Genomic DNA, 23,770 nt, shown 5'->3' on the forward strand with positions numbered 1-23,770 from the left:
AATTGATCGGTTAAGGTTAGCGCCGGGGGCAGGAAAGGCAAGCCCAACGAAAAAGCCCTCCCGGTTGGGGAGGGCTTTTTGACTTGCAGAAGCGCAAAGATCAGGCCGCCTTCTGGATTTCCATTTCCATGCGCTGCCAGATCTCCACCAGCGCCTCGGTCAGCTCGTCCATCATCGCCTCGGTGTGCGAAGGGCCGGGGGTGAAGCGCAGGCGCTCCGTGCCGCGGGGGACGGTGGGGAAGTTGATCGGTTGGACGTAGACGCCGTATTCGGCGAGCAGGATGTCGCTGATCTTCTTGGCACGGACCGGATCGCCGACCATCAGCGGCACGATATGCGTGGTCGATGGCATGACCGGAAGGCCCGCGTCGGCAAAAGCCTTCTTCAGATAAGCTGCAGCGGCCTGCTGGCCTTCGCGTTCCTCGCTCGACGCCTTGAGGTGGCGGACCGAGGCGAGGACGCCTGCGACCAGCACCGGGGAAAGCGAGGTGGTGAAGATGAAGCCGGGGGCATAGGAGCGGATCACATCGATGATCTTGCGATCAGCCGCAATGTAGCCGCCCATGACGCCGAAGGCCTTGCCCAGCGTACCCTCGATGATGTCGATGCGGTGGGCAGCTTCGTCACGATCGGTGATGCCGCCGCCGCGCGGACCGTACATGCCGACAGCGTGGACCTCATCGATGTAGGTCAGTGCGTTGTACTTCTCGGCAAGGTCGCAGATCGCGTGGATCGGGGCGACGTCACCGTCCATCGAATAGACCGATTCGAAAGCGATCAGCTTGGGCAGGGCGGGGTCCGTCTCTGCCAGAAGCTGTTCGAGATGCTCGACGTCGTTGTGACGGAACACCTTCTTTTCCGCGCCCGAATTGCGGATGCCCGCGATCATCGAAGCGTGGTTCAGCTCGTCCGAGAAGATCACGCAGCCGGGCAGGATCTTGGCCAACGTGGATAGCGTAGCGTCGTTCGAGACATAGCCCGAGGTGAACAGCAGCGCGCCTTCCTTGCCGTGCAGGTCGGCCAGCTCTTCCTCAAGCTGGATGTGGTAGTGCGTGTTGCCACCGATGTTGCGCGTGCCGCCCGAGCCGGCGCCGACATTGTGCAGCGCCTCTTCCATCGCCTCGATCACCTTGGGGTGCTGGCCCATGGCGAGGTAATCGTTCGAGCACCACACGGTGATCGGCTTCGGGCCATTGTGTCCGGCAAAGCAGCGCGCATTGGGATAGGCGCCCTTGTTGCGCAGGATGTCGATGAAGACGCGGTAGCGACCTTCGGAGTGCAGACGCTCGATCGCAGAATCAAAAACCTGATCGTAATTCACCCCGCCGCTCCTTCCTGCAACGAAAGCGCATCCGCGCTCCCGAGGCCCGATCCCGTTGGGCCACCGGCGAATGGGCGGCTTCTACGCCTGTTCAAAACGCATTGCCAGCCTCATTTGGCATAACTGCCCGAAAGTCGGAGCTATTTGGTTGTCCTGGCCTTACGTAGTTCCGGCGCAAGCGTGATCCCATACCCCGGCCCCTTGGCCATCACCCATTCGGCGTCGTGGGAAGGGACGATCACGAGGCCTTCATGTTCTTTCTTCAGAGCCTTCAGCCCCTTCAGCCAGCCCATGACGGAGGAGCGGTCCTCAGGCACCAGCCAGTCCGCCAGGAGGCGCGAACGCGGCGTTGGCATCTCGACATTGGCGGCGAGCGACGCGGTGTCTCCGGCGAAAATGTATTCCCGGCCCGAGGCGAGACGCACGTAGATCATTTCCGAGGCAGGAGTGTGCCCCGGCGTCTGGATCAGCACCACGCCCGGGGCAACTGCCTCGATCGCGGCGAACTTGCGCGGGGCGTGGAGCAGCCGGGCATTCTCGCGCCATAGTGCGTTGATATTGCCCATCATGCCTTCGGAAACGACGGCTTTTCCTTCGATGCTCTTGAAGCGGGGGTGATCGAGAAATCCACCCACATGATCGATGTGCGCATGCGTGAACAGGATCATCGCAGCACGATCCATCCACCCGTTCACCAACTGCTGTGCCCGGGGCCTGTATACCTCGAAGCCCATGCTGCGGGCGTCGTCTCCCGAGATGCCCGGATCGATCACGATGCTGCCCTCGGGAGTCTCTATCCGCCATGCCGTGATGGCGCTGGTGATCTGTCGCAGGCCCGTGCCGGCAGCCAGCGCGGCACCGGGAACATCGCGCATTGCCACTGTGGCAAAGGTGATGGCCGTGGGCTTGTCGCCCTTCATGGCATCGGCCGCCTTGCGCAGTGCACCAAGGTCAATCCTGCGTGCCGGCACTTGCGGTCCGGCGTTCACCAGAAGCCAGTAATAGGCAAAGCCCAGAACTGCCAGCAGCACGATCATGAACTTGGAAATCTTGCCCAAGGCCTGTCCTCCCGGTCGTGCCTGCGTCAAAACGTCTCTATCCGATCAAGCCCGTGCCGCGCCAGAGCCCGACGCAGGGCCGCCACGTCTTCGCCATCGCGGGTGAACAGGGCAAGATCCGGCCCGGCGCGATGCCATGACTGGCCCTGCGTCAGGTAGGCAATGCGGCGGGCGATGCCATCCGAACCGTCCACGAATTGAACGCCAGGCCCGAAGGCCTCGGCAAGTTCATCCTGCACCAGTGGAAAATGCGTGCAGGCAAGGACGACGGTATCGATCCGGTCGCCGCCGGGCATCTCTTTCAGCGCTTGTGCGGCGCGGCGGTAGATGGCCGGATCGACCGTCTCGCCGCGCAGCTTGGCCTCCGCTGCAGCGACCAGTTCGGGCGCGCCATGGCGCAGGAGCAGCTTGTCGCTGGCGAACTCTGCCTCCAGTCGATCGACATAGGCCTGCCGGATCGTGGCAGCCGTGCCGAGCAGGCCGATGACCCCGGTTTTGGTCATGGCCGCAGCGGGCTTGATCGCCGGCACGGTGCCGACGATGGGCACTTCCAGCACCTCGCGCACGGCGGCCAGCGCAATGGTCGAAGCGGTGTTGCAAGCGATGCACACCAGCCTCGGGCGGAGGCGCTCGGTCAGCCTGCCGAGCAGCCCGGAGACCCGCGCCGCGATCTGGGCCTCGGTCTTGTCGCCATAGGGCAGACCGGCATTGTCTGCGACGTAGATCACCGGCGCAGCGGGCAGGACGTTCCGCACCTTCTTCAGCACGGAAAGCCCGCCCACGCCCGAATCGAACAGGAGCAGCGGCGCGGCGGCATCGGGTTGGGGAGAAGCGGTCATCTGGCGGGCTTGTATCGGGAATGGCGATAAAATGGAAAGTGGCCTCTTTCGCTTTTGTGGAGGGACAGGATATGAGCGGGGCGTGGAAACGCTCATGCCCCTGCTCGTCGGCTATCTGCTTGGCTCCGTGCCTTTCGGCCTCGTCCTTACGCGATTGACCGGGGGTGGCGATCTGCGCGCCATCGGATCAGGGAACATCGGGGCGACGAACGTGCTGCGCACCGGCAAGAAAGGCGTCGCCGCAGCAACGCTCCTGCTCGACATGGGCAAGGGGCTGGCGGCGGTGCTGCTGGCTCGCCATCTCTGGCCGGGAAGCGAGCCGCTGGCAGCGCTTGCCGCCGTGCTCGGCCATTGCTTCCCGGTCTGGTTGAAGTTCAAGGGCGGCAAGGGCGTGGCGACGATGATGGGCGTGTCGCTGGGGCTCGCCTGGCCTATCGGCCTTGCTTATGCAGTGGTCTGGCTCGGCGTGCTCTTCGCCAGCCGCATCTCGTCGCTGGGCGGGATGAGCGCCGCTTTGGCTGCTCCGGCTGCAGCGCTGCTTCTGGGCTACACCGCGTACGCTCCCGTCCTGGCGCTGCTGGCGCTGCTTGTCCTGTTTTTGCACCGCGAGAACATTGCCCGCCTCCGCGCCGGGACCGAGCCCAGGGTCGGCAGCAAGAAGTGAGCGCGGCGGCTGAAGCCACCCTCTCTCGCGACGAGGCCTTCGCCCGCATCCGCCTGCTGCGTTCGCCCAATATCGGACCGGTCAGCTACACCCAGTTGCTGCGCCGCTTCGGCACGGCCAGCGCCGCACTAGAGGCTTTGCCTGATCTGGCAGCGCGGGGCGGGGCGCCCTACCGTCCGGCTGCCATCGACCGTGTTGAGCGCGAGATCGCTTCGGTGCGCAAGGCCGGAGCCCGCTACCTGTTCCATGACGGGCCGGATTATCCCGTTCTGTTGGCCGAGCTCGAAAGCCCCCCGCCGATCCTGACGGTCCGGGGAGACGTGGCGCTGCTGCAGCGGCCTTCGGTTGCCGTGGTCGGGGCGCGCAATGCCTCGGCCGCCGCGGTGAAGCTATCGCGCGACTTTGCCACTGCTCTGGCCGGGCAAGGGTACGCCGTGATCTCCGGGCTGGCGCGCGGGATCGATGCGGCAGCCCATCGCGGCGCGCTGGCAGGCATGGAGGATGGCGGCGGTACGGTCGGCGTGATCGCCAGCGGGATCGACATCAGCTATCCGCCCGAGAATGCCGAGCTGCAGGAACAGGTGGCCTGTGAGGGGCTGCTCATCGCGGAAATGCCGCCGGGCACCGAACCGCTCGCCCGCCACTTTCCGCATCGCAATCGCATCATCGCCGGGCTGGCCACCGGGACACTGGTGGTGGAAGCCGCGCCGAAATCCGGATCGTTGATCACGGCGCGACTGGCCGCAGAGGCGGGACGCGAGGTCATGGCCATTCCCGGATCACCGCTGGACAGCCGTTCGCACGGCTGCAACCAGCTGATCCGGGAAGGGGCAATTCTGGTGCAAAGGCCTGAAGATGTGGTGGAACTGCTGGTCGGCTTTACCGGACAGCCGCGTTCGAGCTTCCGCGAACACGCGCCCGATTACGACAACCCCCTGGACGATGACAGGGCCGACATTGCAGCGATGCTGACACTTGCCCCGGTGGCGGTTGATGAACTCATCCGCCAGAGCGGTGCCAGCGCCGGGGCCGTCCAAATGGCATTGCTCGAACTGGAACTGGCGGGCAGGCTGGTCCGTCACGCAGCAGGGCGGGTAAGCCTAATGTCCTGAGCCTTACCCAACCATCCGCTTGACGAACCGCGAAGCCAATCCCCACCCTCGCGCGTACGTACACGTAAGGACTGCTTTTCATCGCCATGCAGCTTGTCATTGTTGAATCCCCGGCCAAGGCCAAGACCATCGAGAAGTACCTCGGCCCCGGCTTCAAGGTTCTCGCCTCCTACGGTCATATCCGCGATCTTCCGGTAAAGGATGGCTCTGTCCGTCCCGACGAGGACTTCGCGATGGATTGGGAACTCTATGGGGACAAGCAGTCCCGTGTGAAAGCCATCACCGATGCGGCCAAGGATGCCGATCGCCTTATCCTGGCGACCGACCCTGATCGTGAAGGCGAAGCAATTTCATGGCATGTCAGGGAGTTGCTGAAGAAACGTAAGGCACTTCCGAAGGAAGTGGAGCGAGTCACCTTCAACGCGATCACCAAGCAGACGGTGACCGATGCGATGAAGCGTCCGCGCGAGCTCGACCAGGACCTGATCGATGCCTACCTCGCCCGCCGTGCGCTCGATTACCTGTTCGGCTTCACGCTTTCGCCGGTGCTGTGGCGCAAGCTGCCCGGCGCGAAGTCGGCCGGGCGCGTGCAGTCGGTGGCCCTGCGCCTCATCGTCGAGCGCGAGCGCGAGATCGAGGTTTTCAAGGCGCAGGAATACTGGTCGGTCATTGCCCGGCTCGAGCAGGGCGGGACGGAATTTGCCGCACGGCTCGTCAAGTTCGATGGCCAGAAGCTCGACAAGCTGACGTTGGGTGACGAAGGGGCCGCGATGAAGGCCAAGGCCGTGGTCGAGGCTGGCACGTTCCGCGTCGAGGACGTCGAGACAAAGCCCACGCGCCGCAACCCCTATCCGCCGTTCACCACTTCGACGTTGCAGCAGGAAGCCGCGCGCAAGCTTGGCTTCTCGGCCAGCCACACCATGCGTGTGGCGCAGACGCTGTATGAAGCGGGCGCGATCACCTACATGCGTACCGATGGCGTGCAGATGGACCCGAGCGCCATTTCGGCGGCGCGCAAGGCGATCTCGGACCGGTATGACGGGCATTACCTTCCCGAAAAACCCCGTCATTACGAGACGAAGGCGAAGAATGCTCAGGAAGCACATGAAGCCATCCGGCCAACCGACTTTTCGAAGGATCGCTATGCTTCGGGCGACGAGGCGCGCCTTTACGACCTGATCTACAAGCGGGCGATGGCGAGCCAGATGGCCTCTGCCAATATCGAACGAACCAGCGTGACGCTGCGCGACGGGACCGGCAAGCACGAGCTGCGCGCGACGGGGCAGGTGGTGAAGTTCCCCGGCTTCCTTGCCGTCTACGAAGAAGGCCGCGACCAGAAGGCCGATGGCGATGACGAGGATGGGAGCCTGCTGCCTTCGCTCAACAAGGGCGACACGCCGGCCAAGCGCGGTGTCGATGCAACGCAGCACTTTACCCAGCCGCCGCCGCGCTATTCGGAAGCAAGCCTGGTGAAGCGTCTGGAGGAATTGGGCATTGGCCGGCCCTCGACGTATGCCGCGACGCTGCAGGTGCTGAAGGACCGGAACTACGTTCGGACGGAGAAAAACCGTTTCTTCGCAGAGGAATCGGGCCGACTTTTGACATCGTTTCTTGAGCGCTTCTTCACCCGCTACGTGGCGTACGAGTTCACTGCGGGCATGGAAGAGGAGCTTGACGATGTGTCGGGCGGGCGTGCCGAGTGGAAGAAGGTGCTTGCCGAGTTCTGGCGCGACTTCAAGCCCAAGTCCGACGAGGTGATGGAGAAGAAGCCGAGCGAGGTGACGGCCGAACTGGATGAATTCCTGTCCGACTACCTCTTCCCGCCGCGCGAGGACGGCAGCGATCCGCGGCTTTGTCCCAAGTGCGAGGCGGGACGCCTTTCGCTGCGCGGTGGACGTTACGGGGCGTTCGTCGCCTGCTCGAACTATCCGGAGTGCAAGTACACCCGCAAGTTTGCGCAGCCCGGCGGATCAGACGGTGACGGTGGCGAGGACGGAGTTCTGGGCAAGGATCCGGAGACAGGACTTGAAGTCGTGCGCAAGGCTGGCCGCTTCGGACCGTATATCCAGTTGGGTGAGGGCAAGGAGGCCAAGCGTGCATCGATCCCCAAGGACATTGGCGAACTCGATCTGGAGTGGGCGCTGAAGCTGCTGTCGCTGCCGCGCGAGGTCGGGACGCATCCGGAATCCGGCAAACCGATCACGGCCAGCATCGGTCGGTACGGTCCTTATCTTGCCCATGACGGAAAGTACGCGCGCCTTAAATCGACCAGCGAGGTGTTCGAGACCGGAATGAATGCTGCCGTCATGCATCTCGCTGCGGCAGCAGCGGGCGCGGGTGCGCGTGGGGGCCGGACGGCAGCCGAACCGCTCAAGGTTTTTGGTGCACACCCGACGTCTGGCGGTGAGATCAAGCTGATGGCGGGGCGCTATGGTCCCTATGTCACCGATGGCACCACCAATGCGACTTTGCCGAAGGACAAGCAGCCCGAAGCCCTGACGCTGGAAGAGGCGATCACCCTGATCGACGAGCGGGCTGCCAAGGGCCCGGCCAAGGGCAAGAAGGGCGCGAAGAAGGCCCCGGCCAAGAAGGCGGCCCCAAAGAAGGACGCGCCGAAAAAGGAAGCGGCCAAGAAGCCAGCGGCAAAGAAAGCGCCGGCGAAGAAGGTTGCGAAAAGCGCCGAGTAAGCTTTCTACCGGTCGCGCTTAACGGCGCGGCCGGTAGAGCCAGTATTCCTTGTTGCCCAGAGGTACACGGGCATAGCGTTCATACTTGCGGGCGAGTTCCGTCTGTATCATGCGCCGCGTGTCCATGTTTGGCAGGTAAAGCTTCTTGTTCAGGCCGCGCATCACGATCACGCCGGGCTTGCTGGCCAGGATTTGCGCGAGTTCGGCGGAAGGATCGACCCCGATTGCGGGGGCTTCGACATAAGTATTGAGGTGGTTGGGGAAGATCCACCGTGTCGGCAGGCAGGTGTTGGTCGTCCGATAGAACGCCATCTCGCCTTCGTAGATATATAGGCAGCCCGCGTGCAGTTCCTGGGCGATTGCCGCGTTCATCGCTTGGTACTGCCTGGAAGTTCCGTGCTGATTAAGCTGATAGAGCATCACCACCACGCCAGCGATTGCGCCAAATCCGAGCAGCAGGCGGCCATACCACCGCTCACCTGGCGTCGCACGCGCCAAGGCCGGAGCGGCCAGGACCGCAAGCGGCATGAGCACGGGCGATACGTAATGGTCGTACCACGTGCCGAAAGCGAGAAACCCGGTGCAGGCTGCCATACCCCAGAGAGCGAGCACGCGGTGGCTGACCAGGTTGGCCCCGGCCAACGTATCGAACATCCTGGGTGCTCTGAAGATCGCCAGCCAGAACGGCGTCAGGACCACGACTTCCTTGAGCAGGCGCCAGTACGAGACCCAGCCATCCGAGCCGCGATCGAAGATCGAGACGAAATTTGCATAGATGAAGGCATCGAGCTGTCCGATTCCGGCATACCAGGCCATCGCGGCAAGCGTCGGCAAGAGTGCGACGCCAATCCAGAGCAGGCCGGTTGCAGCCAGGCGCTTGAACGACCAGACATCGGCAAAGCCGCGCGCCAGCAGGATCAGGCCGAACGCGGCACCTTCGAATATCACCGTGTACTTGATCTGGATGGCAAGCCCCAGCAGCAGCATGACGAGGCAGCCCCGCCAGATCAGCGGGGGGTGCTCAGGGCGCTTGACGCTGTCGACCACACCCCATGCCGCCATGGCGACGAGCAGGTTGTAGAAGACCGGCGCCTGTCCCATGCCGGCATTGAAGATCGGCATGAACAGGACGTAGGCGGCACCAGCCTGCCACGCGGCCCTTGGAGAGGCAATTTCGCGCGCCAACCGGGTCAGGACCATGGCCGTCAGCGTGAAGCTGATGCCTGCGCCGACCTGATAGGCAATCACAGGATCGAACGGTAGCGAAGCCAGCGCTTCGTAAAGCAGGAAGAGGCCGATCGGCTTGCGGTCCCAGATGTCGACATAGGGCACCGCCCCATCGCGCATGCGTTCCGCGACGAACAGGTAGAACTGCTCGTCGATATGGACCACCGGATTGCCGAAGAGAAAACTGCGCGTGACCATGAAGATCAGGGCGAACCCGGCGGCCTCTAGCAGCCAGGCGGGCAATACCTTGGGCCTGCGCAAGTTCCTGATGGCGGATGGGAAAGACCGGCCGGGCAGCGCGCCTACTGTGGCCGCTGCCAAAACGCCGCCAGTTTCGTTCATGCTCGCACTCCGTCCACCATTGCACCCGGGACGTTAACGGGCGAGCTGCCCGTTCCCTTCGCGCGGGCGACGCTAGGGGGCAAACGTCAATTGTCGATGTCAATTCCGTGCTGCAGTGCAACAAAGCCAGAGAACGGCGACAAACTGCCCTGTGCGGCCGACGAACCGTTAGTAACGATCGCCGGTCAGCGCAGAAACCGGGCCAGACCCTCAGCTGCGGCCTCATGACCGGCGCGGTTGGGATGGATCGGGATGCCGTCCCCCGACGGCGCATTGAGGCCGTTGCTCCAGGGATTGGCCGAGCAGGGTGCGTGATCTTTCGACATCGCAGAGAAACGGAAGAGTTCGGCGCCTTCCTCACGCGCGACCTTGGCAGTCAGCTTGGCGAGACGCTTCGCCGCGTGGCGACTCTGGTTCATCCGCTCGACACTGATCGGAAGGGAGGCGCATGTACCCCTGGGAGGCAGGACAGTGATGTAGTCGACGAAGACAACGCGTGCTTCCGGAGCCCGCTGGCGCACTTCGCGGACGATGCGGCGCATGCGCTCCTCGTCGGCCTTCCACACGTCCTCGCCGATGTCGCGCCACTTCTGGCAGCGCGCATCCGGTGTCGGCATCTGCTCGCACGCTGCGGCAAAGATGTTGCCGACGAAGTTCACGTCGTTGCCGCCGATGGTTACAGTGACAAGCCGGACATCGGCGGTAACGCTCTCGATCTGCGCCGGTATTTCCTTCCACGGGCCGAGGACGTGTTCGGTTGTTGCGCCGCTGCAAGTGGCGTCAACCAGCGAAAGCTTCAGCCTTGTCGCCAGCAGGTTAGGATAGTTCAGGGTTCCCCGGCCACAGCGATCCGGTGTGCCGGGCGTGTTGGGGCCAACGCCCGGGCCGGCCGCGAAAGAACTGCCCAGCGCCACATACCGCGCGCCTTCCGGAAGCGAGGCCGGTCCGGCAAGGGCTGGGGTGGCAACAAGCGCAAGCGCTGCAAGAGCAAGCCGCATCACTTTACCCATTCGAGACCGATTTCCTCGTAGATTTCCTTGGCGTCGGCCCAACGCTCGTCGACCTTCACATGAAGGAAGAGATGCACCTTGGTGTCCAGCAGTTGCGCCAGTTCCTTGCGCGCCGCTTCACCGATTGCCTTGATCTTCGCTCCGCCCTTGCCCAGCACGATCGCGCGCTGGGTTTCGCGGGCGATCACGATCTGCTGGTGGATCTCTACCGAGCCATCCTTTCGCTGGATATACTTCTCCGGCCGCACGGTGCTGTCATAGGGCAGCTCGTCGTGAAGCTGGCGATAGAGCTGCTCGCGGGTAATCTCTGCAGCCATCAGGCGTTCGCTGGCATCCGACACCTGGTCTTCGGGATAATGCCACGCGCCTTCGGGCATGAGTGCGGCAAGGCGCTGCTTGAGTTCGGGCACGCCATCGCCGGTGAGCGCGGAGACGAAGAACACCTCATCGAACTCGGCTTCCTGGGTCAGCGCCTCGGCCATGACCAGCAGCGGTTCCTTTGGCGTGGAGTCCACCTTGTTCAGCACCAGGAGCTTGCGTTCCGGTCGCCCTTTGAGTGTTTCGAGAATGGGTTCGAGATAGTCGCGCTTCTTCTTGCGGGCGTCGACCACCAGCAGGATCGCGTCGGCTTCCTGCGCGCCGTCCCATGCCGCGCTGACCATTGCGCGGTCGAGGCGGCGACGTGGTTCGAACAGGCCGGGCGTATCGGCCAGGATGATCTGCGCCTTGTCCTCGCCGATGTCCGCAAGGGCAATGCCCATGAGGCGCGCGCGCGTGGTCTGCGCCTTGGGTGATACGATCGCAACTTTCTGGCCGACGAGGGCATTGACGAGGGTCGACTTGCCGGCGTTAGGTGCGCCGAGGACGGCCACGAGGCCACATTTTTCGGTCATTATTCCAGTTCTTCAGAAGAGTTGCGGCCATCTTAGGCCAAATGGGCGCGCGCCGCTAGATTTAGCCGAAATCCTGCATGAAGGCGCGGGCGGCGGAGGTTTCGGCCTCCTGCTTGCTGCTGCCGGTGGCGCTGGCCGTGCCGACGCCCTTCACTTCGACCGAGACCGTGAACCGGGCCGCATGATCGGGTCCTTCGCGCGCGACCAGAGTGTAGACCGGGGGCTTGCGGCGGTTGCCTGCTGCCCATTCCTGCAGAGCAGCCTTGGGATGCTTGCGCTGGCCGGTCCCTGTGGCCATCGGCTTGTCCCACACCCTGCGCACGAAAGCGCGTGCGGCATCGAACCCGCGTTCGACGAAGAGAGCGCCGATCAGCGCTTCCATCACGTCGCCCAGGATGTTGTCGCTCTGCGTCCCGCCATCATCGCGCGCCTGCTTGCCGAGCCGGATGTGGCTGGGGAGGGCAATATGGCGTGCAACATCGGCGCAGGTTTCGCGGCTGACCAGGGCGTTGAGCCGCTGCGAGAGCTTGCCTTCGGCGGCATCGCTCTTTTCATGCAGCCACTCGGCAATGGCAAGGCCCAGCACCCTGTCGCCAAGAAACTCCAGGCGCTGGTAATCGCGTGCCTCGCCCATCGAGCCATGGGTGAGGGCTTCGGTCCACAGATCGACGCGTGTCGGTGCCCCCCCGGTAAGGTCCGTAAGGTAGCCCAGCGTTTCAGGCGGCAGCGCGCTCAGAACGTGCCCCCGATGCGGTTCCAGCGCGCCGCGGTGAACCAGGTCCAGGGCAGGAACCAGTTGGCGCTGCCATCGGTGGACCACATCATCACCGTCGCGCGGCCAACGAGGTTCTCCTGAGGGACAAGGCCGATGCCGCCGCCTTCCATTGCCGGGAAGCGGCTGTCCATCGAGTTGTCGCGGTTGTCGCCCATCATGAACAACTGGCCCTCTGGCACCACGACCGGCACGGTGTTATCGGCATCACGCTGGCCAAGGTCGAGCACGTTGTAGCTCTTGCCGTTCGGCAGCGTCTCGCGGAATTGCGGGTAATGGCAGGTCTGGCTGCCATCAGCTTCGGTCACGACAAATTCGGCCGAGAGGCAATCGGTGTTGGGGCTGACGGGGATGACGAAATCCTCGACCTTCACCTTGGGCACGGCCTGTCCGTTCAGGTGCAGCACGCCGTCGATCATCTGTACGGTATCGCCGGGCAGGCCGATCACGCGCTTGATGTAGTCGACATCATTGCCGGGAGGCGCCTTGAAGATGGCAACATCGCCACGTTCTGGCTGGCTGGCGAAAATGCGCTTGGGCAGCAGGGGCGCGCTGAACGGCAGCGAGTAGCTGCTGTAGCCGTAGGGCCATTTGGCGGCGAGGAGATAGTCACCATTCTCGAGCCGCGGCAACATCGATTCCGACGGGATGTTGAACGGCGAGAAGATAAAGCTGCGGAAGATCGCGACGACGATCACCAGCTTGATCAGGAAGACGGGGAAGCTGTCCTCCTTCTTTTCCTTCTTCGGTTTGGCCGGTGCAGGTGCGGGCGCGGCCGGCTCTACCGGAGTGGGGCTGCTGGCTTCGGGCGTGTCGTTCATCGTCGCGGTCATGTTGCCAGCAAGGCCCTTCGTCAAGTGTGTTGTTTGTATAATACAGCGGCGAAATACGTCTGCGCAGCTTGCGCGGCGATGAACAGCGCGCTTGGCGCGGCGTCCCCGAGAGGGCATTAGGGCCATTACGCAGTTGCGAAAGGATGAGGTTGGACATGTCGGCAGGCGAGGCACAGCAATTTTGGACGGCACTGGAGAAGTTGCCGCGGCCAACCCTGAAGACTCTGTTTTCCGACGCCGCGCGGCTAACACGCTATTCGACCACGCTGGATCTGCCCGGCGGCCCGGTGATCTTCGACTGGTCCAAGACGCACCTCTCGCCGGAAGTCGAAGCCTTGTTCGGCTCGGTTGCAGCCGCGATGGACCTTGAGGGGCAGCGCGATGCTCTGATTGCGGGCGAAAAGATCAACAACACCGAAGGCCGCGCTGCCGAGCACACCGCGCAACGCGGGGTCGGCAAGGACACCAGTGTCGAGGAGGCCGAGGCGTTGCATGCCCGGATGCGGATGCTCGTCGAAGCCATCCACGAAGGCGCGCTGAGCGAAGTGAAGAGCCTGATCCACATCGGCATCGGGGGATCGGCGCTTGGGCCGGCGCTGGCAATCGATGCTCTGACCCGCGAAGGGGCGAAGGTTGCCGTTCATGTCGTTTCCAACATCGACGGCTGTGCGCTTGAGGCTGCGATCAAGGCCTGCGATCCCGAGACGACGCTGATTGCCGTGGCCTCCAAGACTTTCACGACGACCGAGACCATGACCAATGCGCATTCGGCCCTGGAGTGGTTGCGTGAGGGCGGTGTCGCCGATCCCTACGGACGCGTGATTGCGCTCACTGCATCTCCCGAAAAGGCAGTCGAATGGGGCGTGGATGAAACCCGCGTACTGCCGTTTTCGGAAACGGTGGGCGGACGCTATTCGCTGTGGTCATCGATCGGTTTCCCGGTGGCCATGGCACTGGGCTGGGAAGGCTTTGCCGAGTTCCTCGATGGCGCTGCAGCGATCGACCGGCACTTCATCGACGCCGACCTTGCCGAGAACATCGTGGTGCGCGCGGCCTTCGCCGACCTTTATTACACGCAGGTTCGAGGCTGCCAGACGCGCGCGGTATTCGCCTATGACGAGCGGCTGAAGCTGCTGCCCGACTATCTCCAGCAACTCGAAATGGAATCGAACGGCAAGAGCGTGCTCGCCGATGGCTCCCCTCTGACCCGCGCCAGCGCGCCGGTAACGTGGGGCGGCGTCGGCACCGATGCGCAGCATGCGGTGTTTCAGCTGCTCCATCAGGGCACGCACTTGATCCCGGTGGACTTCCTTGCCGTGAAAACGCCTGGTCACGATCTTGACCCGGCCCACCATGAGATTCTCCTGTCGAACTGCTTTGCGCAAGGGGCGGCGCTGATGGCGGGCAAGGCGTCTGACGACGGTGCCCGTGCCTATCCCGGCGACCGGCCTTCGGCGACGATCCTGTGCGATGACCTGAACCCTGCCACGCTGGGCGCGCTGATCGCGTTCCACGAGCACCGCACGTTCGTTTCGGCCGCAATGCTGGGAATCAACCCGTTCGACCAGTTCGGCGTCGAGCTGGGCAAGGCGATTGCGAAGCAGATCGAGGCTGGCGGCGGTGCTGGCTTCGATCCGTCGACGGAAGCACTTCTCTCCGCTGCAGGAATTGGCGGCTGATAGTTTGCAAGGCTAACAATATCGCCTAAATGCCTCTGGTCTTGGCCAAGACCAGAGGCCATATGCGCTTCACCAACAGGAGTGCATATGGCTGAGCAGGTTTCCGGGCAGGACTTCGACTACGATCTCTTCGTGATTGGTGCAGGATCGGGCGGTGTGCGCGCCAGCCGCATTGCCGCGAGCCATGGCGCGCGGGTGGCGGTGGCTGAGGAATACCGCGTCGGCGGCACCTGCGTGATCCGCGGCTGCGTGCCCAAGAAGCTGCTGGTCTATGGATCGCATTTCGCCGAGGAACTGCAGGACGCGGCCAACTACGGCTGGACAGTCGAGAAGATGACGTTCGACTGGCCGACGTTACGTGACGCTGTGCTCCGGGATGTCGACCGGCTCAACACGGCCTACACCAACACGCTGGAGACCAACAAGGTCGAACGTTTCCTTGAGCGCGCAGAGGTGGCGGGGCCGCACAGCGTGCGGCTGGCGTCGGGCAAGGAGATCACCGCGAAGTATATCCTGATCGCAACCGGCGCCTGGCCGGTGATGCCCGAATTTCCGGGTAGCGAGCACTGCATCACCTCGAACGAGGTGTTCCATCTCGAGCAGTTACCCAAGCGCGTCGTAATCTCTGGCGCTGGCTATATCGCGATGGAATTTGCCGGGATTTTCAATGCGCTGGGCTGTCACGTAACGGTGGTCAATCGCAGCGAGACGATCCTGCGCGGGTACGATGAATCCCTCCGGGACCGCCTGCTCCAGATAACCATGGCCCGCGGGATCGAATACAAGTTCAATTGTCCGTTCGATCGTGTGGAGAAGCGGGACGATGGATCGTTCGACGTCTATGTCGGCAAGCAACCCGATCCGATCCACGCCGACGTGGTGCTGGTGGCGACCGGCCGTCGGCCCAAGACCGATGGCCTTGGCCTGGAAAACGCCGGAATTACATTGGGTTCGACGGGCGAGATTCCGGTCGACGATCATGGCAGGACTGCGTGCGACAGCATCTATGCCGTGGGTGACGTAACGAACCGCGTGCAGCTTACGCCTATCGCGATCCGCGAGGGCCAGGCCTTTGCCGACCACGTGTTCGGCGGGAAGGACACTGCGGTGAGCTATGATGCCATCCCCAGCGCGGTGTTTTCGCAGCCGCCGCTGGCGGGCGTGGGCCTGACAGAAAGCCAGGCGCGTCAAGCATTTGGCAGCAATATCAAGGTCTACTCGTCCGACTTCCGCCCGATGAAGAACATCTTCGGGCATCGGCCTGAGCGCGGGCTTTACAAGATGATCGTCGATGCCTCGACCGAGAAGGTGCTGGGCATTCACATGATCGGGCCGGACAGCCCGGAGATCCTTCAGGCGGCGGCGATTGCGGTGAAGGCGGGGCTGACCAAGGCTGACTTTGATGCGACGGTGGCTTTGCACCCGTCAATGGCGGAAGAGCTTGTTCTGATGCGATAATCCGGAGAATTGCCCGTTTTCCAACTCTCGCAGGCAAACGGGCAACTCCCCCCTGACTCTCCCGCAACGCTGCCGAACGCAGGGCCTTCTGCCGCAGGCTGAACCGTAGCGATTTGCAACCGGACGCCCCCGCGCTATCCTCTCCTCAAATCGATCGATGGGGAGAGCGGAAAAATGGCGGGCACGGTCCTCGTATCGGGTGGCAGCGGCTACATCGCCGGGTTCCTCATCCGCCAGCTTCTGGCCGAGGGGTGGACAGTCCACGCCACGGTCCGTTCCCTGTCACGCGATGCGCAATTGCGGCCGCTCCTTGGCGGGACCGCCGAGACGTTGCGGTTCTTCGCCGCGGACCTCTCGGCCGATGCCGGGTGGGCCGAGGCGATGGCCGGGTGCAGCCACGTGGCGCATGTCGCCTCACCGTTCCGGGCCGATGCGCCACGACATGAGGACGAGCTGATCATCCCGGCGCGCGAGGGGGTGTTGCGTGCGTTACGTTACGCACGGGACGCCGGGGTGACGCGGTTCGTGCAGACCTCGTCCGTAGCCGCGATTGCCTATGGCCATGGCAAGGGGGTGTTCGAGTTCACCGAGCGGGACTGGACCAACCTGGATGGGGCGGATGTCTACGCGTACGTGAAGTCCAAGACCATTGCTGAACGCGCGGCGCGGGACTGGGTGGCCTTGGAAGGCGGGGGAATGGAGTTCGTCTCGGTCAATCCGGCGGCCGTGCTGGGGCCGGTGTGGTCCGGCGACTTCTCGCCATCGATCGAGGTCGTGCGGCGACTGCTTTCGGGCGCCCTGCCGGGGTGCCCGGACTTGGGGTTCGGGATTGTCGACGTGCGAGACGTTGCGGACTTGCATGTGCGAGCGTTGACCGCGCCCGGCATTGCGGGTGAGCGTTTCATTGCCTCGGGTCCGTTCCTGAAGATTGTCGACGTGGCCACGGTGCTCAAGGCGAACCTGGGGCCACAGGCGCGCAAGGTGCCGACGCGCAAGCTGCCCGACTGGCTGGTGCGGACGGTTGCGCTGTTCAACCCGGTGATCCGTCAAGTAACGGGCGAGCTTGGCAATGTGCGTGGCGCAAGTTCGAACCATGCCCGGTCGCGGCTGGGCTGGACCATGCGGCCGGTGGAAGAATCCATTCTCGATTGCGCCCGCAGCTTGATCGAGCGGGGTGTGGTGAAGGTCTAGATCCCGGCGAACCACTGGTAGCCGGAATGGTCCTCCCAGTAGCCGCCTCCGCCACCGTGGATGCCGGCAAGAGTTTCGACCGCTTCGATCCGCATGACGTACTTGGCGTGCTTGTAGCCGAGCGCACGTTCGACGCGCAGGCGGATCGGGGCGCCGTGGCCGACCGGAAGGGGCTGGCGGTTCATCGTGTGGGCGAGGATCGTCTGCGGGTGCATGGCGTCGATCAGGTCGATGCTCTCATAGTAGGGAATTCCTGAGAAATCATCTGCACAATGGAAGACAATGTATTGAGCAGTTGAGGAAATCTGCGCGTGACGCAGCAGCAGGCCGAGCGGCACGCCAGTCCATTCGCCGATCGCGCTCCATCCCTCGACGCAATCGTGCCGGGTGATCTGGGTACGCTGCGGTGCGGCTTTCAATTGGGCGAGAGTGAGGCTGAACGGGCGGGCGACCTTGCCGCCGATTTCCAGCTTCCAGTCGGCGAAGTTGCTGGCCATGTGGGCCTGATATTCCGCTGAAGCGGGCAAGCGATTGCCGTTCATGCGGAACCTGGGCGAGAGATCGGCGCGGGTGAATTGCGGCGCGAGGGCATTGCGATCCGTCACCAGACGCTGGCCGGACAGCGTGGCTTTCTCACCTAATGTCAGGACCTTGCGGACAGTCGGGGACGCGGTGATCTTCTCGCATCCGGCCAGAAGCAGACCGCTGGCACCGACGATGGCGTTGCGCCGCGTGACGAGGGTCATGGACGTTCCTTTCGCGGTGCGGGGAGCCGATACCATCCGGTGACGATCGAGCGAAGTTCGTTGAATGGACCGGCCAGCAAAACCATGAGAAGATGGATGAGGATGAACGCCAAAAAGCCTGTCGCACAAAGGAAATGTATCGATCGCGCCGACTGCCTGCCGCCGAAGATATCGAGCAACCACGGGAAGGCAGCATTCAGCGTGGGCGACATGGTCATTCCAGTGAGCACGAGCAGTGGGATCAGCACGAAGATGACGCCAAGGTAAGCGATCTTCTGCAAGGGGTTGTAGGCTTTGGCCGCTTCGCCTGTGGGAAAGCGCAGGCGGGCATGCTCCTTGATGTCGTGCCACAGATGCGCGAGCTTGCGCTCTTCAGGTTTCAGGGCAAGATCGCGCGACAAGTGTTTTGAAAACAATGCATAAATAACGAAGAGGGTAAGAGATATTACCAGCACCCATGCGAAGAAGAAGTGCCATTGGCGACCTTCGGCCAAGCTGTAGTAATTGGGGATCGTGACGAGAGGCGGAAAAGCCCGGGTCGAGTGTTCCGTCCATCCCAGGAAGCCGGTCGTATCGAACTGGAGGCTGCCGAGGCGCAGGAAGCCTTGCTGGCCTTGTCGCCCGATCTCCAGCCATGGCGTTTCGAAGGTGGCGCCGTACTTGCCCCAGTAGAGGCGGGGGTGGGCGTTGAAGATCGTCGCCCCGCTCATCAGCATGGCGAAGATCGTGACCGCGTTGGTCCAGTGCCAGATCCTGACCGGCAACCGCGTGCGATAAACCAGAGGCTGCGACTGCGCCGCGGGGCTTGGGTCCTGTGACGTAACGATTGCTGGCGCGGCATCCACGGCGGGGTTCCTGCTCCTGTCCTGTGGTCAGAGTGCCACATTCAGCAGCGCGGAAAAAGCCTCTGGAACGACGCGCGTGGAAACGCAGCGGCAAGGGCCTGGCCCTAGGCCGGATGGCGCGCCGCCAGCGCGATCAGATCAGCGCGGCTGAAGCGGCGCTGGCTGGCGCGGGCAATGCAGGAACGCGGGACGGGGCGCAGCGCGGACCATGCGGCCTTGCCGATGAAACCGAGCTTGCGAGCGTTAGTAACGACAGTGCGATGGTCCCAGGCATGGTCGCCGCGTTTGGCGACTTCGCGTGCGATCTCGCCATAGATGCCGGCGGCGGCGAGGATGGCCCAGCGCTGGCGGCCCTTGAGGCGGGCGGCGCCAATACGCGCCGAGCATTCGTGAATTTCCGCCGTCTCGCACATCCGCGCGACGAGCCGGGTGAGCGCGGGGCGGTAGTGCGGCTTCATCTGTTCGCCGGGCGGGATATCGAGCTCGGAAAGCCAGTCTAGCGGGATGTAGCAGCGGTCGGCGGCGTCATCCTCCTCGATGTCGCGCGCGATGTTGGCTAGCTGGAAGGCAAGGCCGAGATCGCAGGCGCGGTCGAGCGTGTCTTCGTCATCCGGCGAGACGCCCATGACCACGGCCATCATCACGCCGACGGCTCCCGCTACGTGCCAGCAGTAGCGCATCAGGTCAGCCTCTGTATGGGGCTGCCATTCCGCAGCATCGAGTGCGAAGCCATCGATCACGGCGCGGGCCATCTCGATCGTCAGGCCGGTTTCCCGGGCGACCAGGCCGAGGGCGTCGAAAGCAGGATCGCCGGTTTCGCGGCCGGCGAAGGCGAGCGCGGTCTTCTCGCGAACCAGCGCAAGACGCTCGGCTGCGCCTTCCTGAAGACCGAGTGCGCCGCCATGGTCCTGCGCATCGACGATATCGTCGCAGCGACGACACCAGGCGTAGAGCAGCCAGACGCGCTCGCGCGTCTCGCGATCGAACAGGTGACTGGCGGCAGCGAAGCTTTTCGAGCCCTTCAGGATCGACTTGCGGGCGTTACTAACGAGAGACTTGCGATCCTGCATCACTCAGAGGTCTTCGGCCTTCATCGCGAAGATCGGCCTGTGCGGAACGTGGGCTTCCATGCGGGCCAGCAGGAGATCGAGGTCAGGCTCTGCGATGATGATTCCGGCGTGGGCTTCGCGGATGAAGCCGACTTCGATCATGTGGCGGTTGAAGGCGAGCAGGTGGTCGTAGAAGCCATAGGCGTTGAGCAGGCCGACCGGCTTTGCGTGGTAGCCCAGCTGCGCCCAGCTGACCGCTTCCCACAGCTCATCCATCGTGCCGACGCCGCCGGGAATGGTGAGAAAGCCGTCCGACAGGTCGGTGAAGGCCTTCTTGCGTTCATGCATGCCGGGGACGACGTGCAGTTCTGTACAGTCGTGATTGGCGACTTCGCCCCCGACGAGAGCTTCCGGAATCACGCCGATCACTTCGCCGCCGGCGTCAAGCGCGCCGTAAGCCACTGCGCCCATCAGGCCGAGCTTGCCGCCGCCATAGACGACGCCGATGCCGCGCCGGGCGAGTTCGGCGCCGATCTGGCGGGCGAGTGTTACGTAACGAGTGTCGGCAGGTGAGGCAGAGCCGCAATAGACGGCGAGACGTTTGATCGAAGTGCGGCCGGTCAAGCAAGATCCTCCAGCATCAGTTTCGCGGTGGCCTTGGCCGAGCCCACCACTCCGGGAATCCCAGCGCCCGGATGGGTTCCCGCGCCAACCAGATACATGTTGGAAATGGCATCGTCACGGTTGTGGGCGCGGAACCAGGCGCTCTGGGTGAGCAGCGGTTCGAGACTGAACGCGCTACCGAGATGGGCCGACAGGTCGGTCTTGAAGTCCGACGGCGCGTAGTGGAACTTCGTTACGATACGCGAATGGATGTCCGGGATGAGGCGGCGGCCGACTTCATCGAGGATTCGCTTTTCGAGGATCGGGCCGATCTCGTCCCAATCGACCGGAAGCTTGCCCATGTTGGCCACGGGAACGAGCGCGTAGAAGGTACTCATCCCTTCAGGTGCGACCGAGGGGTCGGTCACGGTCGGGTGGTGGAGGTAGATCGAGAAATCCTCAGGCAGGACGCCGTGCTTGTAGATGTCGTCAAGCAGGCCCTTGTAGCGCGGGCCGAACAGGATCATGTGGTGCGGAATGCCGGGCCAGGTCCCTTCGACACCGAAGTGAACTACGAACAAGCTTGGCGAGAATTTCTTTTTGGTCAAAGCCTTTGCGCGACGTTGTGCATGTGGATTGTCAGGCATCAAATCGCGGTAGGAATGGACGATGTCGCCGTTGGAGGCGACGGCATCGAACTTTGCCGACCAGCCGCTCTTTGTGGTGACGCCAGTGACTCGCGTGCCCAGCGTCTCGATGTGGGTGACCGGATCGCTCATGCGCACTTCGCCGCCAAGGCGCTGGAAGTGGGTGAGCATGCCCTGGATCAGCTTGTTGGTGCCGCCCTTGGCCCACCACACGCCGCCGTCCTTCTCCAGCTTGTGGATCAGGGCATAGATCGAACTGGTGTTCATCGGGTTGCCGCCGACGAGCAGGGTGTGGAAGCTGAACGCCTCGCGCAGGCGTTCGTCCTTCACGTAGGACGACACCATCGAATAGACCGAGCGCCAGGCCTGATAGCGGGCAAGCGCGGGCGCGGCCTTGAGCATGGACGCAAAATCAAGGAACGGGACCGAGCCCAGTTTCACGTAGCCTTCCTCGAACACGCCTGCGGAGTATTGCAGGAACTCGTCGTATCCGGCGACGTCGGCCGGATTGAGCTTGGCGATCTCGGCGCGGAGGTGGGTCTCGTCGTTCGAGTAATCGAAGTTGGTGCCGTCGGGCCAGTTGAGGCGATAGAACGGCATCACCGGCATGAGCTCGACGTCATCGGCCATGCGGTGGCCCTTCAGGGCCCAGAGTTCTTGCAGGCAGGCAGGATCGGTGACGACAGTGGGGCCGGCGTCGAAGGTGAAGCCGTCCTTCTCCCAGTGGTAGGCGCGGCCGCCGGGCTTGTCGCGCGCTTCGATCACGGTCGTCTGGATGCCGCCGGACTGGAGGCGAATGGCGAGGGCAAGGCCCCCGAAGCCGGAGCCGATTACGCAAGCGCGCTTCATCGTGGGGTTCCTGCAAGGGTAAGAGGCTTGGGCCGCGCGCCGAGGCCGGTGAGCACGCCCAGGGCGCGGGTTATCGGCAGCGGCGGCTTGCCCGCGAGGATGCGGGCCTTGTCGAAGACGGTGGTCTTGCCGGCGTAGAAGCGCTCGATCAGCCCGTGGCGCAGGCTGTAGAAGCGTTCGAGTACGCGGTAGCGCTTGTCAGGCTCGGCGCCTGCAAAGAGCAGCGCGGAGAGCTGGCGCAGGTAGGCGGACTGGGCCCAGTGTTCGCGCGCCCAATATTCGCTGAACTGGGCGAGAGCTTCGCCGGACAGGTCCTGCTGGCGGGCGAGGGCCAAGGCGTACTTCACGGCATCGGGAAGCGAATAGCTGGTGACGGCCTGGAACAGCCCGGCGCGGACTCCGGCGCGGGCGACAGGGCCGCCGCTGGCGCGCCAGAAGGCGTCGAAATTGCCACCGGCGACAACAGGCAGCACGCCCTGCTCCTCTTCCAGCACTTCGGCGACATGCCAGCCCTTGGCGGCAACGTAAGCGTCGATGCGGGCGCGAATGGCGTCGGCATCGAGGGCGGGGCCGTCGGAGTAGTAGGTGTCCTCGACGAAGATTTCGTCTGCGGTGAAGGGGAGCGAATAGACGAAGCGGTAGCCGTCGATTTGCTCGACCGTGGCGTCCTTGACGATCGGCGCTTCGAGGCCGTGGGGGGTCGAGAGGCGAAAGCGACGGCCGACGAACTTCTGCCAGCCGCCGGTGAGGTCTGTTACGTTACGCAGGCCACGCGCGTCGATCACGCCCTTTGCCTCGAGCCGGGTGCCATCGGACAGGGTTGCGTTGGTGGAGCTGCAGGCGAGGGCGCGGACGCCGGTCATGATCGATGCCTCGCCAAGGCGCTGGCGGACGACCTTGTCGAAGCGGTGGGAGCTGATCGAGTAGTAGCTGGTCTTCAACCGGCGTTCGTAGCGCGGGAAGCGGACGGTGTATTCGGGCCAGGCCGCAACGACCATGCCATCGAGCAGTACGCGCCCGGCCTTGTTCACGTCAGTGCCGAAAAACGACCAGACGTGGTTGCCGCCGATCGTTTCGCCCTGTTCGACAAGGACGAGGTCGAGTTCGGGGCGGGCCTGGCGCAAGGCCAGGGCGACGAGGCCGCCAGCCAGCCCTCCGCCGAGGATCGCGATGTCGCAGTGTCGCACGCTCATGACCATAGCGCTTAGGGGGATGCGGTTGCCGGTGCAACCATGGGCTTGTCGCTGTCAGCTTCACCCGTCAGAAAGGGCATGGAACGGGGGAGTAGCGGCAAATGGCAAGCAGGGTTTCATTGCGGCCCGGCAGGGCGGGGTGGATTGCGGCCGCAGGTGTCGCGCTGGGGATCGTGATTATCCTGCTTGGCATGGCGCGACCGCCGATCTGCCCGTGCGGAACGATCCGGCTGTGGCAGGGCGTGGTGGAATCGGCCGAGAACAGCCAGCAGATCTCCGACTGGTACAGTTTCAGCCACGTCATCCATGGCTTCCTGTTCTACGGCGCGGCGCATCTGCTGTGGCGGAGGGCCGGTTTCAAGGCGATTTCGCCGCAGTGGGCGTTGGCGCTGGCGGTGTTGGTGGAGGGTTCGTGGGAAATCCTCGAGAATTCCCCGATAATCATCGATCGCTATCGTGCCGTAACGATTTCGTGGGGCTATTCGGGCGACAGCGTGCTCAACTCCTTCTGCGACATGGCGTTCATGGCGCTGGGCTTCGTCTTTGCCAGTCGCGCGCCGGCGACCGTGACGATACTGGTGGGCGTGGCATTCGAGCTGTTCACGCTGGCCATGATCCGCGACAACCTGACGCTCAACGTGCTGATGCTCGTTTGGCCGGTCGAAGTGGTGCGGCAGTGGCAGGCAGGCGGCTGACGGAAAGTCCTCGAGCGTTTCATTTTCTTGACCGAACGCTTCATCCTCATGCGCAGC

Annotated in this window: 21 protein-coding genes; 7 read left to right on the forward strand and 14 right to left on the reverse strand. The window is 63.6% G+C overall.

Annotated features, from left to right (window positions below; all coding sequences use genetic code 11):
* Positions 1-100 precede the first annotated feature (100 nt).
* The 3 genes from hemA to murI all read right to left on the reverse strand — a co-directional run bounded on the left by hemA (position 101) and on the right by murI (position 3,218).
* The gene (hemA, locus tag AC3WLM_RS15750) at positions 101-1,321 is read right to left on the reverse strand and encodes a 5-aminolevulinate synthase (RefSeq protein WP_039332033.1); all 1,221 of its coding nucleotides are present in this window, start codon (positions 1,319-1,321) and stop codon (positions 101-103) included.
* A 140-nt stretch (positions 1,322-1,461) separates the two neighbouring features.
* Positions 1,462-2,379: an MBL fold metallo-hydrolase gene (locus AC3WLM_RS15755; protein WP_492477916.1), complete on the reverse strand. Its 918-nt coding sequence runs from the start codon at positions 2,377-2,379 to the stop codon at positions 1,462-1,464.
* Between the two features lie 26 nt (positions 2,380-2,405).
* On the reverse strand, positions 2,406-3,218 hold the full coding sequence (gene murI / locus AC3WLM_RS15760; RefSeq protein WP_492477917.1) for a glutamate racemase: 813 nt from the start codon (positions 3,216-3,218) through the stop codon (positions 2,406-2,408).
* 94 nt (positions 3,219-3,312) lie between these two features.
* On the opposite strand from murI, the gene plsY reads away from it, so the two are divergent.
* From plsY to topA, 3 genes are all read left to right on the forward strand, one after another.
* A complete protein-coding gene (gene plsY, locus AC3WLM_RS15765) occupies positions 3,313-3,882 on the forward strand; it encodes a glycerol-3-phosphate 1-O-acyltransferase PlsY (RefSeq protein ID WP_193828395.1) in 570 nt (189 codons plus the stop codon).
* Positions 3,879-4,994 carry a DNA-processing protein DprA gene (gene dprA, locus AC3WLM_RS15770; protein WP_492477918.1) on the forward strand — a complete coding sequence of 372 codons (1,116 nt, stop codon included), beginning with the start codon at positions 3,879-3,881 and terminating at the stop codon, positions 4,992-4,994. The genes plsY and dprA overlap by 4 nt, the downstream gene beginning before the upstream one ends.
* Positions 4,995-5,080: 86 nt before the next feature.
* Positions 5,081-7,681: a type I DNA topoisomerase gene (gene topA / locus AC3WLM_RS15775; protein WP_492477920.1), complete on the forward strand. Its 2,601-nt coding sequence runs from the start codon at positions 5,081-5,083 to the stop codon at positions 7,679-7,681.
* 18 nt (positions 7,682-7,699) lie between these two features.
* Here the strand turns inward: topA and AC3WLM_RS15780 are convergent, their stop codons facing one another.
* From AC3WLM_RS15780 to lepB, 5 genes are all read right to left on the reverse strand, one after another.
* A complete protein-coding gene (locus AC3WLM_RS15780; protein ID WP_492477921.1) occupies positions 7,700-9,250 on the reverse strand; it encodes a glycosyltransferase family protein in 1,551 nt (516 codons plus the stop codon).
* A gap of 185 nt (positions 9,251-9,435) precedes the next feature.
* A complete protein-coding gene (locus AC3WLM_RS15785; RefSeq protein WP_492477922.1) occupies positions 9,436-10,260 on the reverse strand; it encodes an SGNH/GDSL hydrolase family protein in 825 nt (274 codons plus the stop codon).
* Positions 10,248-11,153, reverse strand: a complete 906-nt coding sequence (era, locus tag AC3WLM_RS15790; RefSeq protein WP_193826698.1) for a GTPase Era — start codon at positions 11,151-11,153, stop codon at positions 10,248-10,250. The genes AC3WLM_RS15785 and era overlap by 13 nt, the downstream gene beginning before the upstream one ends.
* A 61-nt stretch (positions 11,154-11,214) precedes the next feature.
* On the reverse strand, positions 11,215-11,913 hold the full coding sequence (rnc, locus tag AC3WLM_RS15795) for a ribonuclease III (protein ID WP_039332361.1): 699 nt from the start codon (positions 11,911-11,913) through the stop codon (positions 11,215-11,217).
* Positions 11,886-12,758, reverse strand: a complete 873-nt coding sequence (lepB, locus tag AC3WLM_RS15800; protein ID WP_492477923.1) for a signal peptidase I — start codon at positions 12,756-12,758, stop codon at positions 11,886-11,888. Before lepB ends, rnc begins: the two co-directional genes overlap by 28 nt.
* A gap of 155 nt (positions 12,759-12,913) precedes the next feature.
* Here lepB and pgi point away from each other — a divergent pair, with 155 nt between their 5' ends.
* From pgi to AC3WLM_RS15815, 3 genes are all read left to right on the forward strand, one after another.
* Positions 12,914-14,437 (forward strand): glucose-6-phosphate isomerase, encoded by a 1,524-nt coding sequence (gene pgi / locus AC3WLM_RS15805; protein ID WP_492477924.1) that lies wholly within the window; start codon positions 12,914-12,916, stop codon positions 14,435-14,437.
* 87 nt (positions 14,438-14,524) lie between these two features.
* Positions 14,525-15,895, forward strand: a complete 1,371-nt coding sequence (gorA, locus tag AC3WLM_RS15810) for a glutathione-disulfide reductase (RefSeq protein WP_492477926.1) — start codon at positions 14,525-14,527, stop codon at positions 15,893-15,895.
* A gap of 174 nt (positions 15,896-16,069) precedes the next feature.
* Positions 16,070-17,086, forward strand: coding sequence for an NAD-dependent epimerase/dehydratase family protein (locus AC3WLM_RS15815; RefSeq protein WP_492477927.1), 1,017 nt, complete (start codon positions 16,070-16,072; stop codon positions 17,084-17,086).
* Here the strand turns inward: AC3WLM_RS15815 and AC3WLM_RS15820 are convergent.
* The 6 genes from AC3WLM_RS15820 to crtY form a co-directional block, all read right to left on the reverse strand.
* Positions 17,083-17,832, reverse strand: coding sequence for a molybdopterin-binding protein (locus AC3WLM_RS15820; RefSeq protein ID WP_492477928.1), 750 nt, complete (start codon positions 17,830-17,832; stop codon positions 17,083-17,085). The two genes, AC3WLM_RS15815 and AC3WLM_RS15820, sit on opposite strands and share 4 nt — an antisense overlap.
* Positions 17,829-18,677, reverse strand: a complete 849-nt coding sequence (locus AC3WLM_RS15825) for a cytochrome b/b6 domain-containing protein (protein WP_492477930.1) — start codon at positions 18,675-18,677, stop codon at positions 17,829-17,831. The genes AC3WLM_RS15820 and AC3WLM_RS15825 overlap by 4 nt, the downstream gene beginning before the upstream one ends.
* A 104-nt stretch (positions 18,678-18,781) precedes the next feature.
* Positions 18,782-19,747 (reverse strand): phytoene/squalene synthase family protein, encoded by a 966-nt coding sequence (locus tag AC3WLM_RS15830; RefSeq protein ID WP_492477932.1) that lies wholly within the window; start codon positions 19,745-19,747, stop codon positions 18,782-18,784.
* Positions 19,748-19,750: 3 nt separating this feature from the next.
* Positions 19,751-20,332, reverse strand: coding sequence for an LOG family protein (locus AC3WLM_RS15835; protein WP_492478140.1), 582 nt, complete (start codon positions 20,330-20,332; stop codon positions 19,751-19,753).
* 14 nt (positions 20,333-20,346) lie between these two features.
* Positions 20,347-21,825: a phytoene desaturase gene (locus AC3WLM_RS15840; RefSeq protein WP_039332053.1), complete on the reverse strand. Its 1,479-nt coding sequence runs from the start codon at positions 21,823-21,825 to the stop codon at positions 20,347-20,349.
* Complete coding sequence (crtY, locus tag AC3WLM_RS15845; protein WP_492477935.1) at positions 21,822-23,018, reverse strand: lycopene beta-cyclase CrtY; 1,197 nt, start codon at positions 23,016-23,018, stop codon at positions 21,822-21,824. Before crtY ends, AC3WLM_RS15840 begins: the two co-directional genes overlap by 4 nt.
* 101 nt (positions 23,019-23,119) lie before the next feature.
* Between crtY and AC3WLM_RS15850 the strand changes: the two genes are divergently transcribed.
* On the forward strand, positions 23,120-23,713 hold the full coding sequence (locus AC3WLM_RS15850; protein ID WP_039332055.1) for a DUF2585 domain-containing protein: 594 nt from the start codon (positions 23,120-23,122) through the stop codon (positions 23,711-23,713).
* Positions 23,714-23,770 lie beyond the last annotated feature (57 nt).

This window comes from Novosphingobium sp. FW305-C-30-35 (assembly GCF_058783135.1).

Excerpts from the sequence above, each read along its gene's own strand:
- murI (WP_492477917.1), bottom strand. The coding sequence starts at position 3,218 with ATGACCGCTTCTCCCCAACCCGATGCCGCCGCGCCGCTGCTCCTGTTC.
- plsY (WP_193828395.1), top strand. The coding sequence starts at position 3,313 with ATGCCCCTGCTCGTCGGCTATCTGCTTGGCTCCGTGCCTTTCGGCCTC.
- topA (WP_492477920.1), top strand. The coding sequence starts at position 5,081 with ATGCAGCTTGTCATTGTTGAATCCCCGGCCAAGGCCAAGACCATCGAG.
- AC3WLM_RS15780 (WP_492477921.1), bottom strand. The coding sequence starts at position 9,250 with ATGAACGAAACTGGCGGCGTTTTGGCAGCGGCCACAGTAGGCGCGCTG.
- AC3WLM_RS15785 (WP_492477922.1), bottom strand. The coding sequence starts at position 10,260 with ATGGGTAAAGTGATGCGGCTTGCTCTTGCAGCGCTTGCGCTTGTTGCC.
- era (WP_193826698.1), bottom strand. The coding sequence starts at position 11,153 with ATGACCGAAAAATGTGGCCTCGTGGCCGTCCTCGGCGCACCTAACGCC.
- lepB (WP_492477923.1), bottom strand. The coding sequence starts at position 12,758 with ATGACCGCGACGATGAACGACACGCCCGAAGCCAGCAGCCCCACTCCG.
- pgi (WP_492477924.1), top strand. The coding sequence starts at position 12,914 with ATGTCGGCAGGCGAGGCACAGCAATTTTGGACGGCACTGGAGAAGTTG.
- gorA (WP_492477926.1), top strand. The coding sequence starts at position 14,525 with ATGGCTGAGCAGGTTTCCGGGCAGGACTTCGACTACGATCTCTTCGTG.
- AC3WLM_RS15815 (WP_492477927.1), top strand. The coding sequence starts at position 16,070 with ATGGCGGGCACGGTCCTCGTATCGGGTGGCAGCGGCTACATCGCCGGG.
- AC3WLM_RS15820 (WP_492477928.1), bottom strand. The coding sequence starts at position 17,832 with ATGACCCTCGTCACGCGGCGCAACGCCATCGTCGGTGCCAGCGGTCTG.
- AC3WLM_RS15830 (WP_492477932.1), bottom strand. The coding sequence starts at position 19,747 with ATGCAGGATCGCAAGTCTCTCGTTAGTAACGCCCGCAAGTCGATCCTG.
- AC3WLM_RS15840 (WP_039332053.1), bottom strand. The coding sequence starts at position 21,825 with ATGAAGCGCGCTTGCGTAATCGGCTCCGGCTTCGGGGGCCTTGCCCTC.
- crtY (WP_492477935.1), bottom strand. The coding sequence starts at position 23,018 with ATGAGCGTGCGACACTGCGACATCGCGATCCTCGGCGGAGGGCTGGCT.
- AC3WLM_RS15850 (WP_039332055.1), top strand. The coding sequence starts at position 23,120 with ATGGCAAGCAGGGTTTCATTGCGGCCCGGCAGGGCGGGGTGGATTGCG.